This window comes from Streptomyces sp. NPDC007901 (assembly GCF_042959465.1).
Classification (GTDB): domain Bacteria; phylum Actinomycetota; class Actinomycetes; order Streptomycetales; family Streptomycetaceae; genus Streptomyces.
The window spans coordinates 364429-383422 of sequence record NZ_JBIBKW010000011.1 but is presented as its reverse complement, the minus strand read 5'-3'; the positions used below and the strand labels follow the sequence as shown (position 1 = coordinate 383422).

The 18994-nt window shown below is 72.1% G+C and carries 12 protein-coding genes; 3 read left to right on the top strand and 9 right to left on the bottom strand.

All coding sequences use genetic code 11. The features are described 5' to 3' along the window. On the bottom strand, positions 1-758 hold a 758-nt coding region (locus tag ACFZDK_RS33225), incomplete at its 3' end, for a maltotransferase domain-containing protein (RefSeq protein WP_390977605.1). Between the two features lie 268 nt (positions 759-1026). After that, positions 1027-2229 carry a S8 family serine peptidase gene (locus ACFZDK_RS33220; protein ID WP_390977604.1) on the bottom strand — a complete coding sequence of 401 codons (1203 nt, stop codon included), beginning with the start codon at positions 2227-2229 and terminating at the stop codon, positions 1027-1029. Positions 2230-2421: 192 nt separating this feature from the next. Between ACFZDK_RS33220 and glgP the strand changes: the two genes are divergently transcribed. Further along, complete coding sequence (gene glgP, locus ACFZDK_RS33215) at positions 2422-5046, top strand: alpha-glucan family phosphorylase (RefSeq protein ID WP_390977603.1); 2625 nt, start codon at positions 2422-2424, stop codon at positions 5044-5046. Between the two features lie 40 nt (positions 5047-5086). Here glgP and ACFZDK_RS33210 read toward each other — a convergent pair whose 3' ends face one another. From ACFZDK_RS33210 to ACFZDK_RS33180, 7 genes are all read right to left on the bottom strand, one after another. Further along, a complete protein-coding gene (locus ACFZDK_RS33210; RefSeq protein WP_390977602.1) occupies positions 5087-5599 on the bottom strand; it encodes a DUF1990 family protein in 513 nt (170 codons plus the stop codon). Between the two features lie 70 nt (positions 5600-5669). Further along, complete coding sequence (locus ACFZDK_RS33205; RefSeq protein ID WP_390977601.1) at positions 5670-7316, bottom strand: M4 family metallopeptidase; 1647 nt, start codon at positions 7314-7316, stop codon at positions 5670-5672. Positions 7317-7567: 251 nt separating this feature from the next. Beyond that, complete coding sequence (locus ACFZDK_RS33200; RefSeq protein WP_390977600.1) at positions 7568-9601, bottom strand: M4 family metallopeptidase; 2034 nt, start codon at positions 9599-9601, stop codon at positions 7568-7570. Between the two features lie 328 nt (positions 9602-9929). Continuing rightward, complete coding sequence (locus tag ACFZDK_RS33195; protein WP_390977599.1) at positions 9930-11672, bottom strand: ABC transporter transmembrane domain-containing protein; 1743 nt, start codon at positions 11670-11672, stop codon at positions 9930-9932. Continuing rightward, positions 11669-13480, bottom strand: a complete 1812-nt coding sequence (locus ACFZDK_RS33190) for an ABC transporter transmembrane domain-containing protein (protein ID WP_390977598.1) — start codon at positions 13478-13480, stop codon at positions 11669-11671. The genes ACFZDK_RS33195 and ACFZDK_RS33190 overlap by 4 nt, the downstream gene beginning before the upstream one ends. A 23-nt stretch (positions 13481-13503) precedes the next feature. Then, positions 13504-15366, bottom strand: coding sequence for an ABC transporter transmembrane domain-containing protein (locus tag ACFZDK_RS33185; protein ID WP_390977597.1), 1863 nt, complete (start codon positions 15364-15366; stop codon positions 13504-13506). Continuing rightward, positions 15363-17153 (bottom strand): ABC transporter transmembrane domain-containing protein, encoded by a 1791-nt coding sequence (locus tag ACFZDK_RS33180; RefSeq protein ID WP_390977596.1) that lies wholly within the window; start codon positions 17151-17153, stop codon positions 15363-15365. Before ACFZDK_RS33180 ends, ACFZDK_RS33185 begins: the two co-directional genes overlap by 4 nt. Before the next feature lie 192 nt (positions 17154-17345). Here ACFZDK_RS33180 and ACFZDK_RS33175 point away from each other — a divergent pair, with 192 nt between their 5' ends. Beyond that, complete coding sequence (locus ACFZDK_RS33175) at positions 17346-18254, top strand: ATP-binding cassette domain-containing protein (protein ID WP_390977595.1); 909 nt, start codon at positions 17346-17348, stop codon at positions 18252-18254. Then, positions 18251-18985 carry an ABC transporter permease gene (locus ACFZDK_RS33170; protein ID WP_390977594.1) on the top strand — a complete coding sequence of 245 codons (735 nt, stop codon included), beginning with the start codon at positions 18251-18253 and terminating at the stop codon, positions 18983-18985. Before ACFZDK_RS33175 ends, ACFZDK_RS33170 begins: the two co-directional genes overlap by 4 nt. Positions 18986-18994: the final 9 nt, after the last annotated feature.

Genomic DNA, 18994 nt, shown 5'->3' with positions numbered 1-18994 from the left:
GGCTTCAGCCGCCGGGCCGCTGTCCGGAAAGTGCCGTGCGGCCGCTCCGGTGTCCCCTCCGAACGCGGGAAGAACTCGTACCAGGAGCCGTACAGGGCCCGTTCGCGCTCGACGAGCAGCGGCAGCGGCTCGGAAGCGGTCACCAGGTCGCGCAGCGGATACCGGGCCAGGACCTTGTCGACCTCGGGGGTGAGGGCGGCGGCCAGGCGCCAGGGGGCGGGCCGTTCCTCGTCGCGCAGGGCGGCGACGGCGGCCAGCAGGATCTCCCGTTTCTTGGCCTTCGGGACCCCGGCCGCGGCCCGTTCGTAGAGCCGGGCGCCCTCCTCCAGGACCAGTTCGGTGTCGATGCCCGCCGGGATCTTGATCCCGGCGTGGTGGCGCCAGGTGGTGACCGGATCTCCCCATGCCTCGACCTGGTAGGTCCAACGGCCCGGTTTCCCGTCGGCGGTGACGGTGGCGCCCCAGCGGTCGGTGCCCGGGGCGAGCTCCCGCATCGGCGTCCAGGGACCCGGGCGGCCCTTGGGGTCCTTCAGTACGACATTGGCGGCGACGGCGTCATGGCCCTCGCGGAAGACGGTGGCGGTGACCTCGAACGACTCCCCGGTCACCGCTTTGGCGGGCCGGCGTCCCTGCTGGATCAGGGGGCGGACGTCGAGGACGGGTATGCGGCCGACGGCGGTGGCCTCGTCCGCGGGGGGTGTGGCGCCGGGTGACGTGCGCCGTATCGGAGGTGCTGACGGCTGGTGCGTGGCGGGCATGACCGCTCCTGTCCGCGGCAACGAGGGTGTGGGCGGATGGGTGGTGGGGAGATGGGTCCTGCGGGTGTGTCCGGAGGGTGTACCTGAGGGTTGTACCGGTGCGCGGTATCTGTGCTGTGTCTGCGGGGTGTACCGGAGGAGCCTTCCCACCCTATTCGGGTGGGCAATCCGGCACTTTGTTAACTACTCGGCCGTATGTCTACGCACAAGACCGGCCCCGTTCTCGACCGAACGGGGCCGGTGGCGTGATCCCACACCAGAAACCGCTTTACGCCTTCGGCACCCGCAGGAGCCTGTTGGGCGAACCGAGCCCCGCACCGGACACCTTCCCGCTCGCCGCCCCCGCAATCAGGGCCTTGGCGACCTGGGCCGGGGGCGCCTTGGAATGGCCGGCGAGACAGAGCGCGGCTGCGCCCGCCACGTGCGGTGCCGCCATCGACGTACCCGAGTAGGTCGCCGTGGCGGTGTCGCTCGCCTTCCCGTCCGAGGTGATCGCCACGCCCGGGGCGAACAGGTCTACGGCGGCGCCGTAGTCGGAGAAGGCCGCGCGGGCGTCGGTGCGGTCGGTGGCGCCGACGGTGAGGGCCTGCGGGACGTCGGCCGGTGAGGAGAGGGCGACCGGTACGCCCTCGTTGCCGGCCGCGACCGTGTAGGTCACCCCGGACCTGATCGAGTTCCGTACGGCGGCGTCGAGCTGGGCGCTGTGGGGGCCGCCCAGGCTGAGGTTGGCGACCGCCGGTCTGCGGTCGTGCGCGGTGACCCAGTCGATCCCGGCGATGATCCGGGCGGTGGTGCCCGCGCCCGTGTCGTCCAGGACCCGCACGGAGACGACCCGGGCCTTCTTGGCGACGCCGTACCGGGTCCCGGCGATGGTGCCGGCGACATGGGTGCCGTGGCCGTTGCCGTCGCCGGCGGAGCCGTCGTTCCCGACGAAGTCCCAGCCGTAGCTGGCGCGTCCACCGAAGTCGGCGTGGGTGATCCGGATGCCGGTGTCGATCACGTAGACGGTGACGCCCGCGCCCCCCGACGCCGGCCAGGTGTAGGACCGGTCCAGCGGCAGACCGGCCTGGTCGACGCGGTCCAGTCCCCAGGACGGCGGGTTCTTCTGGGTGCGCTCCAGCTGTACGCGGCTGTCCTGGACGACGGAGGCGACCCGAGAGTCGGCGGCGAGCCGTCTGGCCTGTCTCGCGCTCGCCTCGACGGCGTAGCCGTTCAGCACACTGTCGTAAGTATGGCTTATTTTCGCCCCATAGCGGGCGGCGACGTCCTTCCCGGCCGCCGACGCCCCCTCGACCCCCTCCTTCAGGGTCACCAGATAACTTCCGCCGACCGAGCCGGGCCGGCCGGCCCCGACCACGGTCCCCTCCGAAACGGCGTGCGCGGGCAGGATGGCCGACGACAGCACCGCGGCCGTGACGACCGCGGTCAAGCCCCCCGCCAGCCGCAGACGCCGGGTGCGCGTCCGTGACATGGCTGTGAGTCCCCCTCCTCAGCTCAGGGGGGCAGGGTCTCGCGCAGGACCGGACCCCACAAGAAGGCGTGACGGCAACCGGCCCGTCCGGCGCCGCAACCCCCGACGGCGCCCCCGGCACCGGTACTGTCTGAGGGACTCCGAGCCGCACACCGCCGTACGGCTCTCACCGCGAACGCGTGGAGTGGAAACGTGAAGGCGATCCGTCGGTTCACCGTCCGTCCCGTTCTCCCCGACCCCCTGCGCCCCCTCAGCGACCTGGCCCGTAACCTGCGCTGGTCCTGGCACACCGAGACACGTGACCTCTTCCAGTCCGTCGACCCCGAGCGCTGGGCCGCCTCTGAGGGCGACCCGGTGCGGCTGCTCGGGAGCGTGCCCCCGGCACGGCTGGCCGAGCTGGCCGGCGACCGCCGGTTCCTGCGCCGGCTGACCGCGGTCGCCGACGACCTGGGCGACTACGTGACCGGCGACCGCTGGTACCAGACCCGGCCCGAGTCCGCCGGACTCCCGGCCGCCGTCGCCTACTTCTCACCCGAGTTCGGCATCACGGCCGCCCTGCCCCAGTACTCGGGCGGCCTCGGCATCCTGGCCGGCGACCACCTCAAGTCGGCCAGCGACCTCGGCGTCCCCCTGATCGGGGTCGGTCTCCTCTACCGGCACGGCTACTTCCGGCAGACCCTGTCCCGGGACGGCTGGCAGCAGGAGCACTATCCCGTCCTCGACCCCAACGAACTCCCCGTCGGGCTGCTGAAGGAGGCCGACGGCACCCCCGCCCAGGTCTCCCTCGCGCTGCCCGGCGGCCGGCTGCTGCGCGCCCGGATCTGGCTGGCCCAGGTCGGCAGGGTGCCGCTGCTGATGCTGGACTCCGACGTGGAGGAGAACGACCTCGGCGAACGCGGGGTCACCGACCGGCTCTACGGCGGCGGCAGCGAGCACCGCCTGCTCCAGGAGATGCTGCTGGGCATAGGAGGTGTGCGCGCCGTACGGACGTACTGCCGGCTCACCGGTCACCCGGAGCCCGAGGTCTTCCACACCAACGAGGGCCACGCGGGCTTCCTGGGCCTGGAGCGGATCGCCGAACTGGCCGCCACGGGGCTGGACTTCGACGCGGCACTGGAGTCGGTCCGCGCGGGCACCGTCTTCACCACCCACACCCCCGTCCCGGCCGGCATCGACCGGTTCGACCGGGAGCTGGTCGCCCACCACTTCGGTTCCGACGCCGAACTCCCCCAGATCGCCGTGGAGCACATCCTGCGCCTCGGCATGGAGACCTATCCCGGCGGTGAGCCCAACCTCTTCAACATGGCCGTGATGGGGCTGCGGCTCGCCCAGCGCGCCAACGGCGTCTCGCTGCTGCACGGCAGCGTCAGCCGGGAGATGTTCTCCGGACTGTGGCCGGGGTTCGACCCCGACGAGGTGCCGATCACCTCCGTGACCAACGGGGTGCACGCGCCGACCTGGGTGGCTCCCGAGGTGGTGCGGCTGGGGGCCCGGCAGCTCGGCGACCGCCGTACCGAGGAGGCGCTGACCGTCGGCGGGCCCGAGCGCTGGGACGCCGTCGGCGACGTCGACGCCCAGGAGATCTGGGACCTGCGCCGCAGCCTGCGCGAGCAACTGGTCCTGGAGGTACGGGAGCGGCTGCGGGTGTCCTGGCGGCAGCGCGGCGCGGGCACGGCCGAGCTGGGCTGGATCGACCAGGCCCTCGACCCCGACGTGCTGACCATCGGGTTCGCGCGCCGCGTCCCCTCGTACAAGCGGCTCACGCTCATGCTGAGCGACCGCGACCGGCTGATGGACCTGCTGCTGCACTCCGAGCGGCCGATCCAGATCGTGGTGGCCGGAAAGGCGCACCCGGCGGACGACGGCGGCAAGCGGCTGGTCCAGGAACTGGTCCGGTTCACCGACGACCCCCGGGTGCGGCACCGGATCGTCTTCCTCCCCGACTACGGCATGGCGATGGCGCAGAAGCTGCTGCCCGGCTGCGACATCTGGCTGAACAACCCGCTGCGCCCGCTGGAGGCGTGCGGGACGAGCGGGATGAAGGCGGCCCTGAACGGCGGCCTCAACCTCTCGGTCCTGGACGGCTGGTGGGACGAGTGGTTCCAGCCGGACTTCGGCTGGGCGATCCCGACGGCGGACGGCGCCGGCACCGATCCCGACCACCGGGACGACATCGAGGCCGCCGCCCTGTACGACCTCCTCGAACAACGCGTCACCCCCCGCTTCTACGAGCGCGGCCGGACCGGACTGCCCGACCGGTGGATCGAGATGGTCCGGCAGACCCTGACCCTGCTGGGCCCGAAGGTGCTGGCGGGCCGCATGGTCCGCGAGTACGTCGAACGCCTCTACACCCCCGCGGCCCACGCCCACCGGTCCATGACCGGGGACGCGGCCCGTGAACTGGCCGTCTGGAAGGGCCGGGTGCGGGCCGCCTGGCACGGTGTCTCGGTGGACCACGTGGCGACCACCACCGCCACCGCCACCGCCGAACTCGGCACCACCCTCGCCCTGCGCGTCCGCGTCCGCCTCGGCGACCTCGGCCCCGACGACGTGGAGGTCCAGGCGGTCTCCGGCCGCGTCGACCCGGAGGACCGCATCACGGACGCCACGACGGTCCCGCTGAAGCCGACCGGGGGCCCGGACCTGGAGGGCCACTGGACCTACGAGGGCCCCCTCGCCCTGGACCGCACCGGCCCCTACGGCTACACGGTCCGCGTCCTCCCCTCCCACCGACTGCTGGCGTCCGGCGCGGAGCTGGGCCTGGTGACGGCGCCATCGGAGGGCGCGGTGGAGGGGGCCGGGGTGCTGATGCGCTGACCCGGACTCCGGGGCGAGGCAGCCGGCTTCGCCCCGGTGGTCAGTCCTCGGAGAACTCCGCGCACAGGCGGCGCAGTACCGCCCCGCACCTGCGGGCGTACGCGTGCTGCAGGCCGCGGGTGGCCGGTCCTGCCGCGCGGGCGTACCACTTGGCGGGCCTGCTGAAGGCGGCGACGGTGAGCCAGACCGTGCCGTCGCCGGTGCGGTCGACGACGAAGGCCTCCTCGCCGCTCTCGGGGTGGCCGGCGAGGGTGCCGTAGGCCCAGCCGGCGCGGCGGGACTCCTCCGCCGTCCAGACGATCCGGCAGGGGGCCTTGATCAGGCCGGCCAGGGTGACGGTGACATCGACGCCGGGGGCCGCGCGGTCGGCGGCGGAGTCGATGCCCACGCCCAGGGCGCGGTGGAGTTCCCAGGTGAGGACGGACTCGGCGGCCCGGTGGAAGACTTCCTGGCCCTCGCCTATGCGCGTGCGCACGTGCAGGGGGTGGAAGCCCGGTGGGCAGGCGGCGAGGTTCTCGCGGGTGGCGCCGACCGCCTCGTACGTGAAGGACATGGGAGAGAGCGTAGGGCGGGCCCCCGGGGCGTCTTCTCCCCGGGGGCCCGCCCAACCGCTCGGGGTGGGGTCAGCTGACGTTGACCGCCGACCAGGCCGCCGCCACCGCGTTGTACTCGGTGGAGCCGGAGCCGTACAGTGCGGCCGCCGCGGACAGCGTGCCGGTGCGGGCCGACTTGTAGTTGGTGGTCGAGGTGAAGTACGTGGTCAGGGCCTTGTACCAGATCTGCAGCGCCTTGGCGCGGCCGATACCGGTGACCGTGGAGCCGTTGGACGTCGGCGAGTTGTAGCTGACGCCGTTGATCGTCTTCGAACCGCTGCCCTCCGAGAGGAGGTAGAAGAAGTGGTTCGCGACGCCGGACGAGTAGTGCACGTCGAGGTTGCCGACCGAGGAGGACCAGTAGTCGGCGCTGCCGCCGTCCTTGCTGGGCTTGTCCATGTAGCGCAGCGGGGAGCCGTCGCCGTTGATGTCGATCTTCTCGCCGATGAGGTAGTCACCCGGGTCGGAGGCGTTGTTGGCGTAGAACTCCACGCCGGTGCCGAAGATGTCCGAGGTCGCCTCGTTGAGGCCGCCGGACTCGCCGCTGTAGTTGAGGCCCGCGGTGTTGGCGGTGACGCCGTGGCTCATCTCGTGGCCGGCCACGTCAAGCGAGGTCAGCGGGTGCGTGTTGCTCTCGCCGTCGCCGTAGGTCATGCAGAAGCAGCTGTCGTCCCAGAAGGCGTTGACGTACGAGCTGCCGTAGTGGACGCGGGAGTAGGCGCCGACGCCGTTGTTCTTGATGCCGCTGCGCCCGAAGGTGTCCTTGTAGAAGTCCCAGGTCTCCTGCGCACCGTAGGCGGCGTCGGCGGCCGCGGTCACGTCGGTGGTGGAGCTGGACGCGGTACCGGTGCCCCAGGTGTTGGTGGTGTTGGTGAACAGGGTGCCGGTGCCCGAGCTGGAGGTGTGCTTGAGGTTGTACGTCTTGTGGCTGCCGCGGGAAGCGTCGGTCAGCGAGTACGTCGAACCCGACAGCGTGGTGGTGAGGCTGACGGTGCCGGAGTACAGCGTCTTGCCGGTGCCCGTGGCGTTCTCGATGCCCTGGTACTCGAAGAGCTTCTTGCCGGTGGCGGCGTCGGTGATGACGTGCAGCTGGTTCGGCGTGCCGTCGTCCTGGAAGCCGCCGACGATCGTCTCGTAGGCGAGGACGGGGGTGCCGGAGCCGGCCCAGATGACCTTGCGGGCGCCGTCCGCGGCCTGCTTGGTGGAGCCGAGGGTCTTGGCCGCGGTGAGCGCGGTCTTCTCGGCCTTGGCGGCGGTGATCTGCGGCTTGAGCGAGGCGACCTTGATGGTGGCCTTGTTCGCCTTGGTGACGCCCTCGGTCTTGCCGGCCTTGGAGGTGTGCACGACGAGGTCGCCGCCGAGGACGGGCAGGCCCGCGTAGGTGCGCTCGTAGCGCGTGTGGACCGTGCCGTCGACGTCCTTCACGACGTCCTTGACGACCAGCTTCTCCTTGGCGCCGAGGCCTATCTGCTTGGCCGTCTCGGCGACGTTCGCGTCCGCCTTCTGGATCAGGGCGGTGCGGGCGGAGTTGGAGAGCAGCGTGGGGGCGGCGGCCAGCGGCTTCTTGTCGACGGCCGAGGCGTTCGCGGTCATACCCGTGGTGAGGAGGGCGCCGGCGGCGACAGCGGTGGCGATGGCGAGCGTGGTGCGCTTGTGACGCGCGTAGAGGGGGCTCACTCAAGCTCCTTCAGGATGTGGGGAGTCCGGGCGGAGTGGGGTTACCGGCCCGGCTTTGGTGATGTGAAGTTGCTGTGCTGTGCGACGGGTGAGGGAAGAGTGACATCAAGGTCGCGTACATGTCAGGACCCTTAAGTGATGTTGGCCGAAAAGTAGGTGTTGGGTGAATGTTGCGGCCATGTAAAACGGGCGCCGCCCGAGAGCTTGAAGCCCCCGGACGGCGCCCGCTTCCCCACCCCGTGTCCTGCGGTTTACGGGAAGGTCAGCTTCCACCCGTTGATCGTGCCGACGTCCTGTGCGGCCTGGTCCTGGACCTTGAGTTTCCAGGTGCCATTGGCCGATTCCGACGAGGCGTTCACCGTGTAGGTGTCCGTCACGTCGTCCGCCGAGTCGGAGGAGCTGAAGTTCTTCAGGCGGTACGACGTTCCGGACGGACCGACGAGGTCGACCACCAGATCGCCGCGCCACGTGTGGCTGATATTCGGCGTTACCTGCAAGTTGCTCGGCGCGTTGCCGGTCCGGCCGGAGACCGTGATCGACGACGTGACCGCAGGCCCGTTGTCCGGAATCGACACCGACGTGGTGCTCTCGTACGAGGTGCCCGTACCGCCACCGCCGCCGGAACGTGAGCCGACCGCCACGGCCGCCCAGGCGTCCTGCACCGCCTTGTACTCGGTGCTGGTGGTGCCGTACAGCTCACCCGCCGCCGCGAGGGTGCCGGTGCGGGCGGCCGCGTAGTTGGTGGTCGAGGTGAACTTGGTGGTGAGCGCGCGGTACCAGATCTGCAGCGCCTTGTCCCGGCCGATGCCGGTGACCGGAAGGCCGTCCTTCGTGGGCGAGTTGTAGCTGACGCCGTTGATGACCTTGGCGCCGCTGCCCTCGCTCAGCAGGTAGAAGAAGTGGTTCGCGACTCCGGACGAGTAGTGCACGTCGAGGCCGCCGACCGACGAGGACCAGTAGTCGGCGCTGGCACCGTCCTTGCTGGGCTTGTCCATGTAGCGCAGCGGGGTGCCGTCGCCGTTGATGTCGATCTTCTCGCCGATGAGGTAGTCGCCGACGTCGGAGGAGTTGGCCGCGTAGAACTCCACGCCGGTGCCGAAGATGTCGGAGGTGGCCTCGTTCAGGCCGCCGGACTCGCCGCTGTAGTTGAGACCGGCGGTGTTCGAGGTGACGCCGTGGCTCATCTCGTGGCCGGCCACGTCGAGGGCGGTCAGCGGGTCCGCGTTGCCGGAACCGTCGCCGTACGTCATGCAGAAGCAGCCGTCGTCCCAGAACGCGTTCACGTACGAGTTGCCGTAGTGGACGCGGGAGTAGGCGCCGACGCCGTTGTTCTTGATGCCGCTGCGGCCGAAGGTGTTCTTGTAGAAGTCCCAGGTCTCGGCGGCCCCGTAGTGCGCGTCGGCGCCCGCGGTGGCGGCGTTCGACGTGGTGCCGTTGCCCCAGGTGTTGCTCGACTGGGAGAACAGCGTGCCGGTGCCCGAGGTGCCGTGGTTCAGGTTGTACGTCTTGTGGCCGCCGCGGTCGCCGTCGGTCAGGTTGTACGTCGAACCCGACTGGGTCGTGGTCAGCGACACCGTCCCGCTGTACTGGGTGTTGCCGGTGCCCGTGACGTTCTCGATGCCCTGGTACTCGAAGAGCTTCTTGCCGGTGGCCGCGTCGGTGATGACGTGCAGCTGGTTGGGCGTGCCGTCGTCCTGGAAGCCGCCGACGATCGTCTCGTAGGCGAGGACGGGCTTGCCGGAACCGGCCCAGATCACCTTGCGGGCGCCGTCGGCGGCCGACTTGGTGGAACCCAGCGTCCTCGCGGCGGCGAGGGCGGTCTTCTCGGCGCTCGCCGCGCTCTTGGCCGGGGTGAGGCCGGCGACCTTGATCGTGTTGTTGTTCGCCTTGACGACGCGCTCGGTGGCGCCCGACTTGGCGGTGTCGACGATCAGGTCGCCGCCGAGGACCGGCAGCCCGGCGTAGGTGCGCTCGTAGCGCGTGTGCAGGGTGCCGTCGGCGTCCTTGACGACGTCCTTGACGACCAGCTTCTCCTGCGCGCCGAGGCCTATCGCCTCGGCTGTGGCGGCCCGCTCGGAGGTCGCGTCGCGGAGCAGCTCGGCGCGCTGCGAGGGCGAGAGCTTCACGGCCGCGTGGGCCGGGTTGACCTTGCCGGCCGTCGGGGCCGCGGGGGCGGCGCTGGCGGCGCCCGACTGGACGGCCGCGGCGATCAGGGCGGTGACGCCCGCGAGGGCCACTACTGCGGTGCGGTGGGGGGTGCGTCTGCGAGAGGAACTGCTGCTCAACACTGACTCCTTCTGCGTGGCCGCGGGTCACACGGCCAGGGGAGATCCGGGCCGCGGGTGGGCGGTCCGGGCGGAACGCGGAACCACGTGCGCGTGCAGTGCCCGACCCGGCAGCAGCGAGGGGGTGATTCTGTGGGGTTGCTGTGGGTCGGCCGTGGGAAGAGTGGCACCAGAAAACGCCATCTGTCAGGACCGCGTCAGAAACTTGGCCGGAAAAGGTTCGTTGACCGGATGTTCATGTTCGGTATGCGGAGAGTTCGGGTCGGCCGGGGGAGGGCGGCTCGTGCTTGTGCTTGTACTCGTGGGCGTGGGCGTGGGCGTGGGTGGGTCAGGGTGCCCGGTCGCCGTGCCAGGTCGCCCACAGCGCCGCGTACGCCCCGCCCGCCGCCACCAGCTCCTCGTGGGTGCCGAGTTCGGTGAGCAGGCCCTCCTCCATCACGGCCACCCGGTCGGCGTCGTGGGCGGTGTGCAGCCGGTGCGCGATGGCGATGACCGTACGGCCCTCCAGCACGGCGGCCAGCGCGCGCTCGGCATGCCGGGCGGTGGCCGGGTCCAGCAGCGCGGTCGCCTCGTCCAGGATCAGCGTGTGCGGGTCCGCCAGCACCACCCGGGCCAGGGCGAGTTGCTGGGCCTGGGAGCCGTCGGTGGCGCGACCGCCGGTGCCGACCAGAGTGTCGAGACCGTCGGGCAGTTCCCGCACCCAGCCGTCCGCGCCGACGGCCGCGAGCGCCGTCCACAGGGCGTCGTCGCCCGCGGTGGGTTCGGCGATCAGCAGGTTGTCCCGGACCGTGCCGAGGAAGACATGGTGCTCCTGCGTGACGAGGACGACCTGGCGGCGCAGCCGCTCCGGCTCCAGCCCCGCGATCGGCACCCCGCCCACGGTCACCGTCCCCGCCCCGGGAGCGTCGACGCCCGCCAGCAGCCGGCTCAGCGTGGTCTTCCCGGCGCCGGACGGCCCCACCACCGCGAGCCGCTCCCCGGGCCGCACGGTGAGGTCCACCCCGCGCAGCACCTCGCCGCCGCGCTCGTAGGCGTACCGCACCTCGCGGACGTCGATCCGGTCGTCCGCCGGCGCCGGTGCCGCCCGGTCCGCCGCCGCCCGGGGCGCCTGCGCCAGCCCTTCCACCCGGGCGAACGAGGCGCTGCTGGACTGGAGTTGCTCCACCCGCACCAGGATCTGGTCCAGTGGCTCGGTGAACTGCCGCAGATACAGCGCCGCCGACACCACCACGCCGACGCCCGTGTGCAGCAGCCCGCCGACCAGCAGCACCCCGGCCACCGGCACGGTGTAGGACACCTCGACCGCCGGGAAGAACACGGTCCGCAGGTACAGCGTGTAGAAGCGGGCCTTCCGGTTGGTCTCCAGCGCGTCCCGGCTCGCCGCGATCCGCTGCTCCTGGAGGCGGAACGCCTCCACCGTGCGGGCGCCCGCCACCGTCGCCGTGACGATCTCCGCGACCCCGGAGGTGGCCGCGCCCTCGGCGAGGTAGCCGTCCCGGGCCCGGCGCAGATACCAGCGCAGCGCGAACCAGATCGGGGTCAGCCCGAGCACCCCGAACAGGCCGAGCATCGGGTCCAGTACGAACACCGCGCCCATCACGAACAGCGCCTGCACCGAGGAGACCAGCAGCTCGGGCCCGATGTCCCGCAGCGTGACGCCGACGGCGTTCACGTCGGAGGTGCCGCGCGCGGTCAGGTCGCCGGTGCCGGCCCGCTCCACGACCGACGCGGGCAGCGCCAGCGCCCGGTCCACGAACTCCTCGCGCACCCGGGCCAGCGTCCGCTCGCCGAAGCGGTGGCCGAGGTAGCGGGCGGAGCGGGCGAGCAGCAGCTGGGCGAGCGAGCAGAGCAGGATCCAGAAGGCGAGGCGGTCCACGGCGCGGACGCCGTGGCCGGCCCGGACCGCGTCCACGATCCGGCCCACCAGCCAGGGGCCGGCGAGACCGGTGGCCGCCGCCGCCGCGTTCAGCAGCAGGGCGACGGCGAAGGCGGCGCGGTCCGCCTGCACCAGGCGGACCGCCGCGCGGCGTACGGCGGGCCGTCCCGCGACAGGGAGTTGACTCGTCGTCACCTGGCGATCTCCTCGTCCGCGTCCCGGGCCACGAGGGTGCGGTAGCCGGGGGCGTCCTCCAGCAGTTCCTCGTGCGTGCCGGTCGCCGCGACCTTGCCGTCGACCAGGTAGATCACCTCGTCGGCGCGGGCCAGCATCAGGGGGGAGGTGGTGGTGAGGAGGGTGGTGCGGCCTTCGCGGGCGGTACGGAGGCGCTCGGCCACGAGGGACTCCGTGTGGGCGTCGAGGGCGGAGGTGGGTTCCACGGCGAGGAGGATCTCCGGGTCGGTGAGCAGGGCGCGGGCCAGGCGGACGCGTTGGCGTTGGCCGCCGGAGAGGTTGCGGGCGTTGGCGTCGATGGGGGAGTCGAGGCCGGTGGGGAGGCCCTGGACGATGTCGCCGGCTGCGGCGGCGTGGAGGGCTTGGGCGATGTGCGCGTCAGGGGGTGGGGTGGGATGTGCGTCGGCGGGTGCGGGTGGTTCGTGGCTGGTCGCGCCCGCGCGGCGGCAGCCGCAGATTTGATGCAGCCCCGCGCCCCTGTGGGGCACGTTTGCGCCTCCGGTGAGTACATCGGTCAGGGAGCCCTCGAAGAGGTCGGCGTCGTTGTCGGCGACCAGGATGCGGGCCCGGACTTCTGGCAGCGGTACGGCGTCCAGTCGTACCCCTCCCCAGGTCACGTCCGACGCCACGTACCTGCCCAGACGGTCCACCACCGCAGTCGTCTCCGTGGGGCTGGCGCCGACCAGGGCCTGGAGGCGGCCGGGGCGGACGCGGACGCCTGACTCGGGGTCGTGGAGGACCGCTGGTTCGGCTGGGGGGTGTTCGGTGCCGGTGTCGGGTTCCGGGGGTGTGCGCAGCAGTCGTACGACTCGGCGGGCGGCGACCACGCCCCGGCTGAGCTCGTAGCCCATGTCGACGAAGAAGGCGACGGGGCCCACCAGGACCGCGACATAGCCGTACACGGACACCAGCTGGCCGACCGTGATGTCGCCCTGGGCGGCCGAGCGGGCCGCGAGCCAGGTCACGACCGCCAGGTACACCGTGGGCAGGCCCACGCCCAGTGCCTGGACCCAGCTGGCGATCGCGCCCACCCGGTAGCCCTGGGCACGCAGGTGCTGGGAGTCGCGGCGGAAGGCGTCCGCGAACAGGCCCTTGCCGCCGAGGCCGTTGAGGACGCGCAGGCCGCCCGCGAGGTCGCCGATGCGGGCGGTGAGCACGCTCTGGCGCTCCCGGTACTCGGTCTCCCTGCCCTGCAGCCGCCGGGCCGGCGGACCCGCCAGCAGCGCCACCACCGGCACCCCGAGCAGCACCACGCCCGTCAGCAGCGGGGAGATGGGCAGCAGGAGGCCGGCCACCACCGCGTACACCACGACCGCGCCGACCCCGGGACCGACGACGGTCAGCGCCTGGGCGATGGTGTGCACATCGCCCACGCCGATGGTGACGACCTCGCCGACCCCGCCCCGCCGGGGCAGTTCGGCACCGAGCCGGACCGCGTGCCCGACGACCACCTTGATCGTGCGGAAGTAGGCGTCCATGCGGACCCGGGTCATCGTGCGGTGGCGCATGATGCTGATCCACGAGTTGACCGCGCCGAGGACGAAGATCGCCGCCGTCCAGCCGGCCAGCACCGCCATGTCGCCCGGCACCAGGCCGTCGTCGACGGCCCGGGCCATCATGTACGGCGTCCCGGCCATCAGCGTCAGCCAGGAACTGCCCAGCAGCGCTCCGGCGAGCGAGCGGCCCGGCTGGCAGCGCACCAGCCACCACAGGTAGTACCAGCCGCCCCGCGCGTCGGGTGTGCCCGGATCCTCGTACGCGTCGATCACCCTGCGTGCCCCCGTTCTCCCGTCTAGGCCAGGCTGTCCCGCCAGGCGCGGTGCAGATCCGCGAACCGGCCGGTCCCGGCGATCAGTTCGGCCGGGCGGCCGTCCTCGACGATCCGGCCGTGTTCCATCACCAGCACCCGGTCGGCGATCTCCACGGTGGACAGCCGGTGCGCGATCACCACCGCCGTACGGCCCTTCAGGACCGTCGACATGGCCCGCTGCACGGCCCGTTCACCGGGGACGTCCAGGGAACTGGTCGCCTCGTCGAGGATCAGCACCGCCGGGTCGGCGAGCAGGGCGCGCGCGAACGCGACCAGCTGGCGCTGCCCCGCCGAGATACGGCCGCCGCGCTTGCGGACGTCCGTCTCGTACCCGTCGGGCAGTGTGGCGATGAACTCGTGCGCGCCGATCGCCTTGGCCGCCTGCTCGATCTCCTCGCGGGTGGCGTCCGGCCGGCCGATGGCGATGTTCTCGGCGACCGTGCCGGAGAACAGGAACGCCTCCTGGGTGACCATCACCACCCCGCGGCGCAGCTCGGGCACGGCCAGTTCGCGCAGGTCCACGCCGTCCAGGAGGACCCGGCCGTCGGACGGGTCGTAGAAGCGGGCGAGGAGTTTGGCGAGGGTCGACTTGCCGGCGCCGGTGGAGCCGACGACCGCGACCGTCTGTCCGGCGGGGAGGGCGAGGTCGAAACGGGGGAGCACCTCGCCGCCGGTGCGGTAGGCGAACCGGACACCTTCGAAGACGACCCCGCGGCCCGGCAGGCTGCTCTCCGGCGCGGGCAGCTCCCGCGGCACGGACGGCTCCGGCACGGTCGGCGTCTGGGCCAGCAGGCCCGCGATCTTCTCCAGCGAAGCGGCCGCCGACTGGTACGAGTTGAGGAACATGCCGAGGCGGTCGATCGGGTCGTAGAGCCGTCGCAGGTAGAGGACGGCCGCCGCCAGTACGCCCAGTTCCAGCGAGCCGGAGGCCACCCGGTACGCGCCCCACAGCACGATCACCGCGACCGACGTGTTGGCGACCAGCCGGGAGCCGACCACGTACCGCGCCATCTCCAGGAGCGCGTCGCCGTTGGTGCGCTCGTGGCGGCGGTTCAGTACGGCGAACTCGGCGTCGTTGGCGGCCTCCCGGCGGAACGCGCGCACCGGGCGGATGCCGTTCATCGTCTCCACGAACTTCACGATCACCGAGGCGATCGCGGTGGACCGCGCCTTGTACACCCGCACCGCCCGCCGCTGGTACATCCGCACCAGCAGGTACAGCGGGACGAACGAGGCCACGGCCACCGCGCCCAGGCCCAGGTCCAGCCAGAGCAGCATCGCCGAGATGTAGAGGAAGGAGAGGATGACGGTGATCAGCTCCTGGAGCCCCTCGCTGAGGAGTTCGCGGAGCGACTCGACGTCCGTGGTGGAGCGGGAGATGAGCCGGCCGGACGTGTACCGCTCGTGGAAGTCGATGCTGAGCGCTTGCGCGTGGCGGAAGATCCGGCCGCGCAGGTCGAGCAGCACGTCCTGGTTGACGCGTGCGGCGGCCTGGACGAACGCGTACTGGAGGCCGCCGGAGAGCAGTGCGCTCAGGGCGTAGCCGACCGCCACGGCGATCAGCGGGCCGTGGTCGTGGCGGCGGAACGCCGGCACGGCCCGGTCGATGGCGTACGCCACCAGCAGCGGGCCCGCCTGTACGGCCGCCTGCTGGAGCAGCAGGAGCAGTGTGGTGCCGGCGACCCGGGCCTTCATGGGGGCGAGCAGCGAACGCAGCAGGTCCGCCGTGGCGCCGGGCGGGGTGGGCAGGACGTCGTGGTCGAAGGGGTCGCCGGCGGCGGCTTCGGCCGGCCGGGTGAGTCGGTCGTCCTCGTCGGGGGCGGGCAGGGAGGTGGCGGCGGTCATCGGCGGTGATCCTCCCCGGACATCAGATGGGCGTACTCGGTGTTGCCGCGCAGCAGTTCCTGGTGGGTGCCGACGGCGGTGATACGGCCGCCGGAGAGCAGGGCGACGCGGTCGGCGAGCAGCACGGTGGAGGGGCGGTGGGCGACGATCAGCGCTGTGGTGTCGGCGAGCACGTCGCGCAGGGCCGCCTCCACGGCGGCCTCGGTGTGGACGTCCAGGGCGGAGAGGGGGTCGTCAAGCACGAGGAAGCGGGGCCGGCCGACGACCGCCCGCGCGAGCGCGAGGCGCTGGCGCTGGCCGCCGGAGAGGCTGAGGCCCTGCTCGCCGACCTGGGTCGCGGTGCCCTGCGGGAGGGCGTGCGCGAAGTCGGCCTGGGCGACGGCGAGAGCGCGGGCCAGCTCGGGCTCGCCGGCCCCGTCGGCGGCTCCCATCAGCACGTTCTCGCCGACGGAGGCGGAGAAGAGGGTGGGTTCCTCGAAGGCCACCGCGACGAGGGTGCGGAGTTCCTCGCGGGACAGGGCGGTGATGTCGGTGCCGTCGAGGGTGATCCGGCCGGAGGTCGTCTCGTGCAGGCGGGGGATGAGGGCGGTGAGCGTGGTCTTGCCGCTGCCGGTGGCGCCGACGAGGGCCATGGATTCGCCGGGGCGGATGTGGAGGTCGATGTGGGCGAGGGTGGGCGGCGAGTCGGGGGAGGCGTCCGGGTAGCGGAAGGAGACTGATTGGAAGCGGATGCCATCGTTGTCGGGTGCGGGTTCCGCGGCCCGCCCCCACTCGGCCGCACCCGAGTCCGCGCCCTCCTGCACAGCGTCCCGAGCCTCGAAGTACCTTTCCGTCGCCGTCGCCGCTTCCTGGCTCATCGCCAGCAGGAAGCCGATGGACTCGACCGGCCAGCGCAGGGCGAGGGCTGTGGAGAGGAAGGCGACCAGGGTGCCGGCGCTGAGGTCGCCGTCGGCGACCTGGACCGAGCCCCAGAAGAGGGCGGCGCCGATCGCCAGTTCGGGGAGGGTCACGATGACGGCCCAGATGGCGGCCAGCATCCGCGCCTTGCGCAGCTCGGTGCCGCGCAGGGTGCGCACCAGGTCGCGGAAGGCACGGGCCTGGCTGCGGTGCCGGCCGAAGCCCTTGATGATGCGGATGCCGAGCACGCTCTCCTCGACCACCGTCGTCAGGTCGCCCACCTGGTCCTGGGCGAGCCGGGCCACCTCCGCGTACCGCTTCTCGAAGAGCACGCAGGTCCACACCATGGGGACGGTGGGGACCAGGATGACCAGGCCCAGCGTCCAGTCCTGGGCCAGCATGATCAGCACGCCGACGAGGATCGTCACCGCGTTGACCAGCAGGAAGGTCAGCGGAAAGGCGAGGAACATGCGGAGCAGCATGAGGTCGGTGGTGGCCCGGGAGAGCAGCTGGCCGGAGGCCCAGCGGTCGTGGAAGGCGACCGGCAGGCGCTGGAGATGGCCGTAGAGGCCCGCACGCATCGACGCCTCGACGTGCGAGAGGGGTCTGGCGACCAGCCAGCGCCGCAGCCCGAAGAGCAGCGCCTCCGCGCACCCGAGCAGCAGCAGGTACAGCGCGCCGAGCCAGATCCCGCCGGGGTCACGGTCGGCGACCGGGCCGTCCACCATCCACTTCAGGACGAGGGGGATCACGAGCCCCGTACAGGAGGCGACTATCGCCACCAGCGCGGCGCTGAACAGCCGCACCCGCACCGGCCGCACGTAGGGCCACAGGCGCAGCAGGGTACGGACGGCGGACCGTTCCTTGGTGGTTGCACGTGTCGGAGGCATCAGGGGCGAGCCTACGGACCGGCACTGACAACGCCTACCGAGTTTTGGCCGGACCGGATTCCGTCGCCGTGGCTGCGACCAGCGCGTTCGAAGGGTCGTACATCCGGACGGGCGGCATCAGCCGATCGGTTGATGCCGGTTCGAGCGGGCCGGGCGATGTGGGGGCGGGGGGCCGGACGGGACCCTCGGGGCATGCCAACCGTCATCGAAGTGACAGACCTGCGGAAGACGTACGGCGGCCGGGCCGTCGTGGACGGGGTGGGTTTCGCCGTCGAGGAGGGGGAGATCTTCGGGATCCTCGGACCGAACGGCGCCGGCAAGACCACCACCGTGGAGTGCGTGGAGGGGCTGCGGGTGCCCGACGGGGGGCGGGTCCGGGTCGCCGGGCTCGATCCCGTCGCCGAGCACGAGAAGGTCGCCCGGGTCCTCGGCGCCCAGTTGCAGCAGAGCGAGCTGCAGGCCAAGCTCACCGTCCGGGAGGCCCTGGAGCTGTACGCCTCCTTCTACGACAGCCCGCCGGCGTGGGCGCCGCTCGCCGAACGCCTCGGGCTCGCCGACAAGCTCGGCACCCGGTTCGGCAAGCTGTCGGGCGGGCAGCAGCAGCGCCTGTTCATCGCGCTGGCGTTGATCGGGAACCCGCGGGTGGTCGTGCTCGACGAGCTGACCACCGGGCTCGATCCACGGGCCCGGCGGGACACCTGGGAGCTGATCGAGGACGTCCGGGACCGCGGGGTCACCGTCCTGCTCGTCACGCACTTCATGGAGGAGGCGCAGCGGCTCTGCGACCGGATCGCGGTCATCGACAAGGGGCGGGTGGCCGCTCTGGACACCCCGGCCGGGCTGATCCGCCGCAGCGCCGGGGCGACCGTCATCAGCTTCACCCCGTCGGCCCCGCTGGACGACCGGGACCTCACCGCCCTCCCGGCCCTCGCCTCGGTCGAGCACAAGGACGGCCGGATCACGCTCTCCGGTACCGACGAGACCGTGAACGCCGTCATCACGCTGCTCGCCCGGCACCGCGTCACCGCCCACCAGCTCCGGGTCGTGGACGCGACCCTCGACGACGCCTTCCTGGACCTGACGAAGGAGGAGACGGTATGAACACCGCCGTCCTGCGGACCGAGTTCCGCCTGTTCAGCCGCGAACCCGGCGCGGTCTTCTGGGTCTTCCTGTTCCCGACGCTGCTCCTGGTGATCCTCGGCTCCATCCCGTCGTTCCGGGACGCCGACACATCGCTGGGCGGGCTGCGGCCGGTCGACGCCTATGTGCCCATCGCCGTACTGATCGCCCTGATCATGTCCGGGGTGCAGACGCTGCCGCAGGCGCTGACCGGCTACCGGGAGCGGGGCATCCTGCGCCGGATGCGGCTCACCCCGGTGCGGCCGTCGGCGCTGCTGTCCGCGCAGATGGCCGTGCAGGGCACGGTCGCGCTGGGCTCGGCGCTGCTCGCGCTCGTCGTCGGGCGGCTCGCGTTCGACGTACGACTGCCGAAACAGCCGGGCGGGTACCTGCTGGCGCTGCTGCTCGCGGCCGCCGCCGCGCTCGCCCTCGGCTCCGTCGTCTCCGCGCTGTCCCGCACCACGAAGATCGCCGGCGCGATCGGCTCGGCGGTGTTCTTCCCGATGATGTTCTGCGCGGGGGTGTGGATCCCGGTGCGGGAGATGCCGCACGCGATGGCCCGCGTGGTGCAGCTGACCCCGTTCGGCGCTGCGGCCCGCGCGCTGGACCAGGCCGCCGCCGGGCACTGGCCCGGCTGGGACCACCTGGGCGTGCTCGCGGTCTGGGCGGTGCTGCTCACGGCCGGGGCGGCTCGTTGGTTCCGCTGGGAGTAGGCGGCCCGT

Excerpts from the sequence above, each read along its gene's own strand:
- ACFZDK_RS33170 (WP_390977594.1), top strand. The coding sequence starts at position 18,251 with ATGAACACCGCCGTCCTGCGGACCGAGTTCCGCCTGTTCAGCCGCGAA.
- ACFZDK_RS33180 (WP_390977596.1), bottom strand. The coding sequence starts at position 17,153 with ATGCCTCCGACACGTGCAACCACCAAGGAACGGTCCGCCGTCCGTACC.
- ACFZDK_RS33175 (WP_390977595.1), top strand. The coding sequence starts at position 17,346 with ATGCCAACCGTCATCGAAGTGACAGACCTGCGGAAGACGTACGGCGGC.
- ACFZDK_RS33210 (WP_390977602.1), bottom strand. The coding sequence starts at position 5,599 with ATGTCCTTCACGTACGAGGCGGTCGGCGCCACCCGCGAGAACCTCGCC.
- ACFZDK_RS33185 (WP_390977597.1), bottom strand. The coding sequence starts at position 15,366 with ATGACCGCCGCCACCTCCCTGCCCGCCCCCGACGAGGACGACCGACTC.
- ACFZDK_RS33220 (WP_390977604.1), bottom strand. The coding sequence starts at position 2,229 with ATGTCACGGACGCGCACCCGGCGTCTGCGGCTGGCGGGGGGCTTGACC.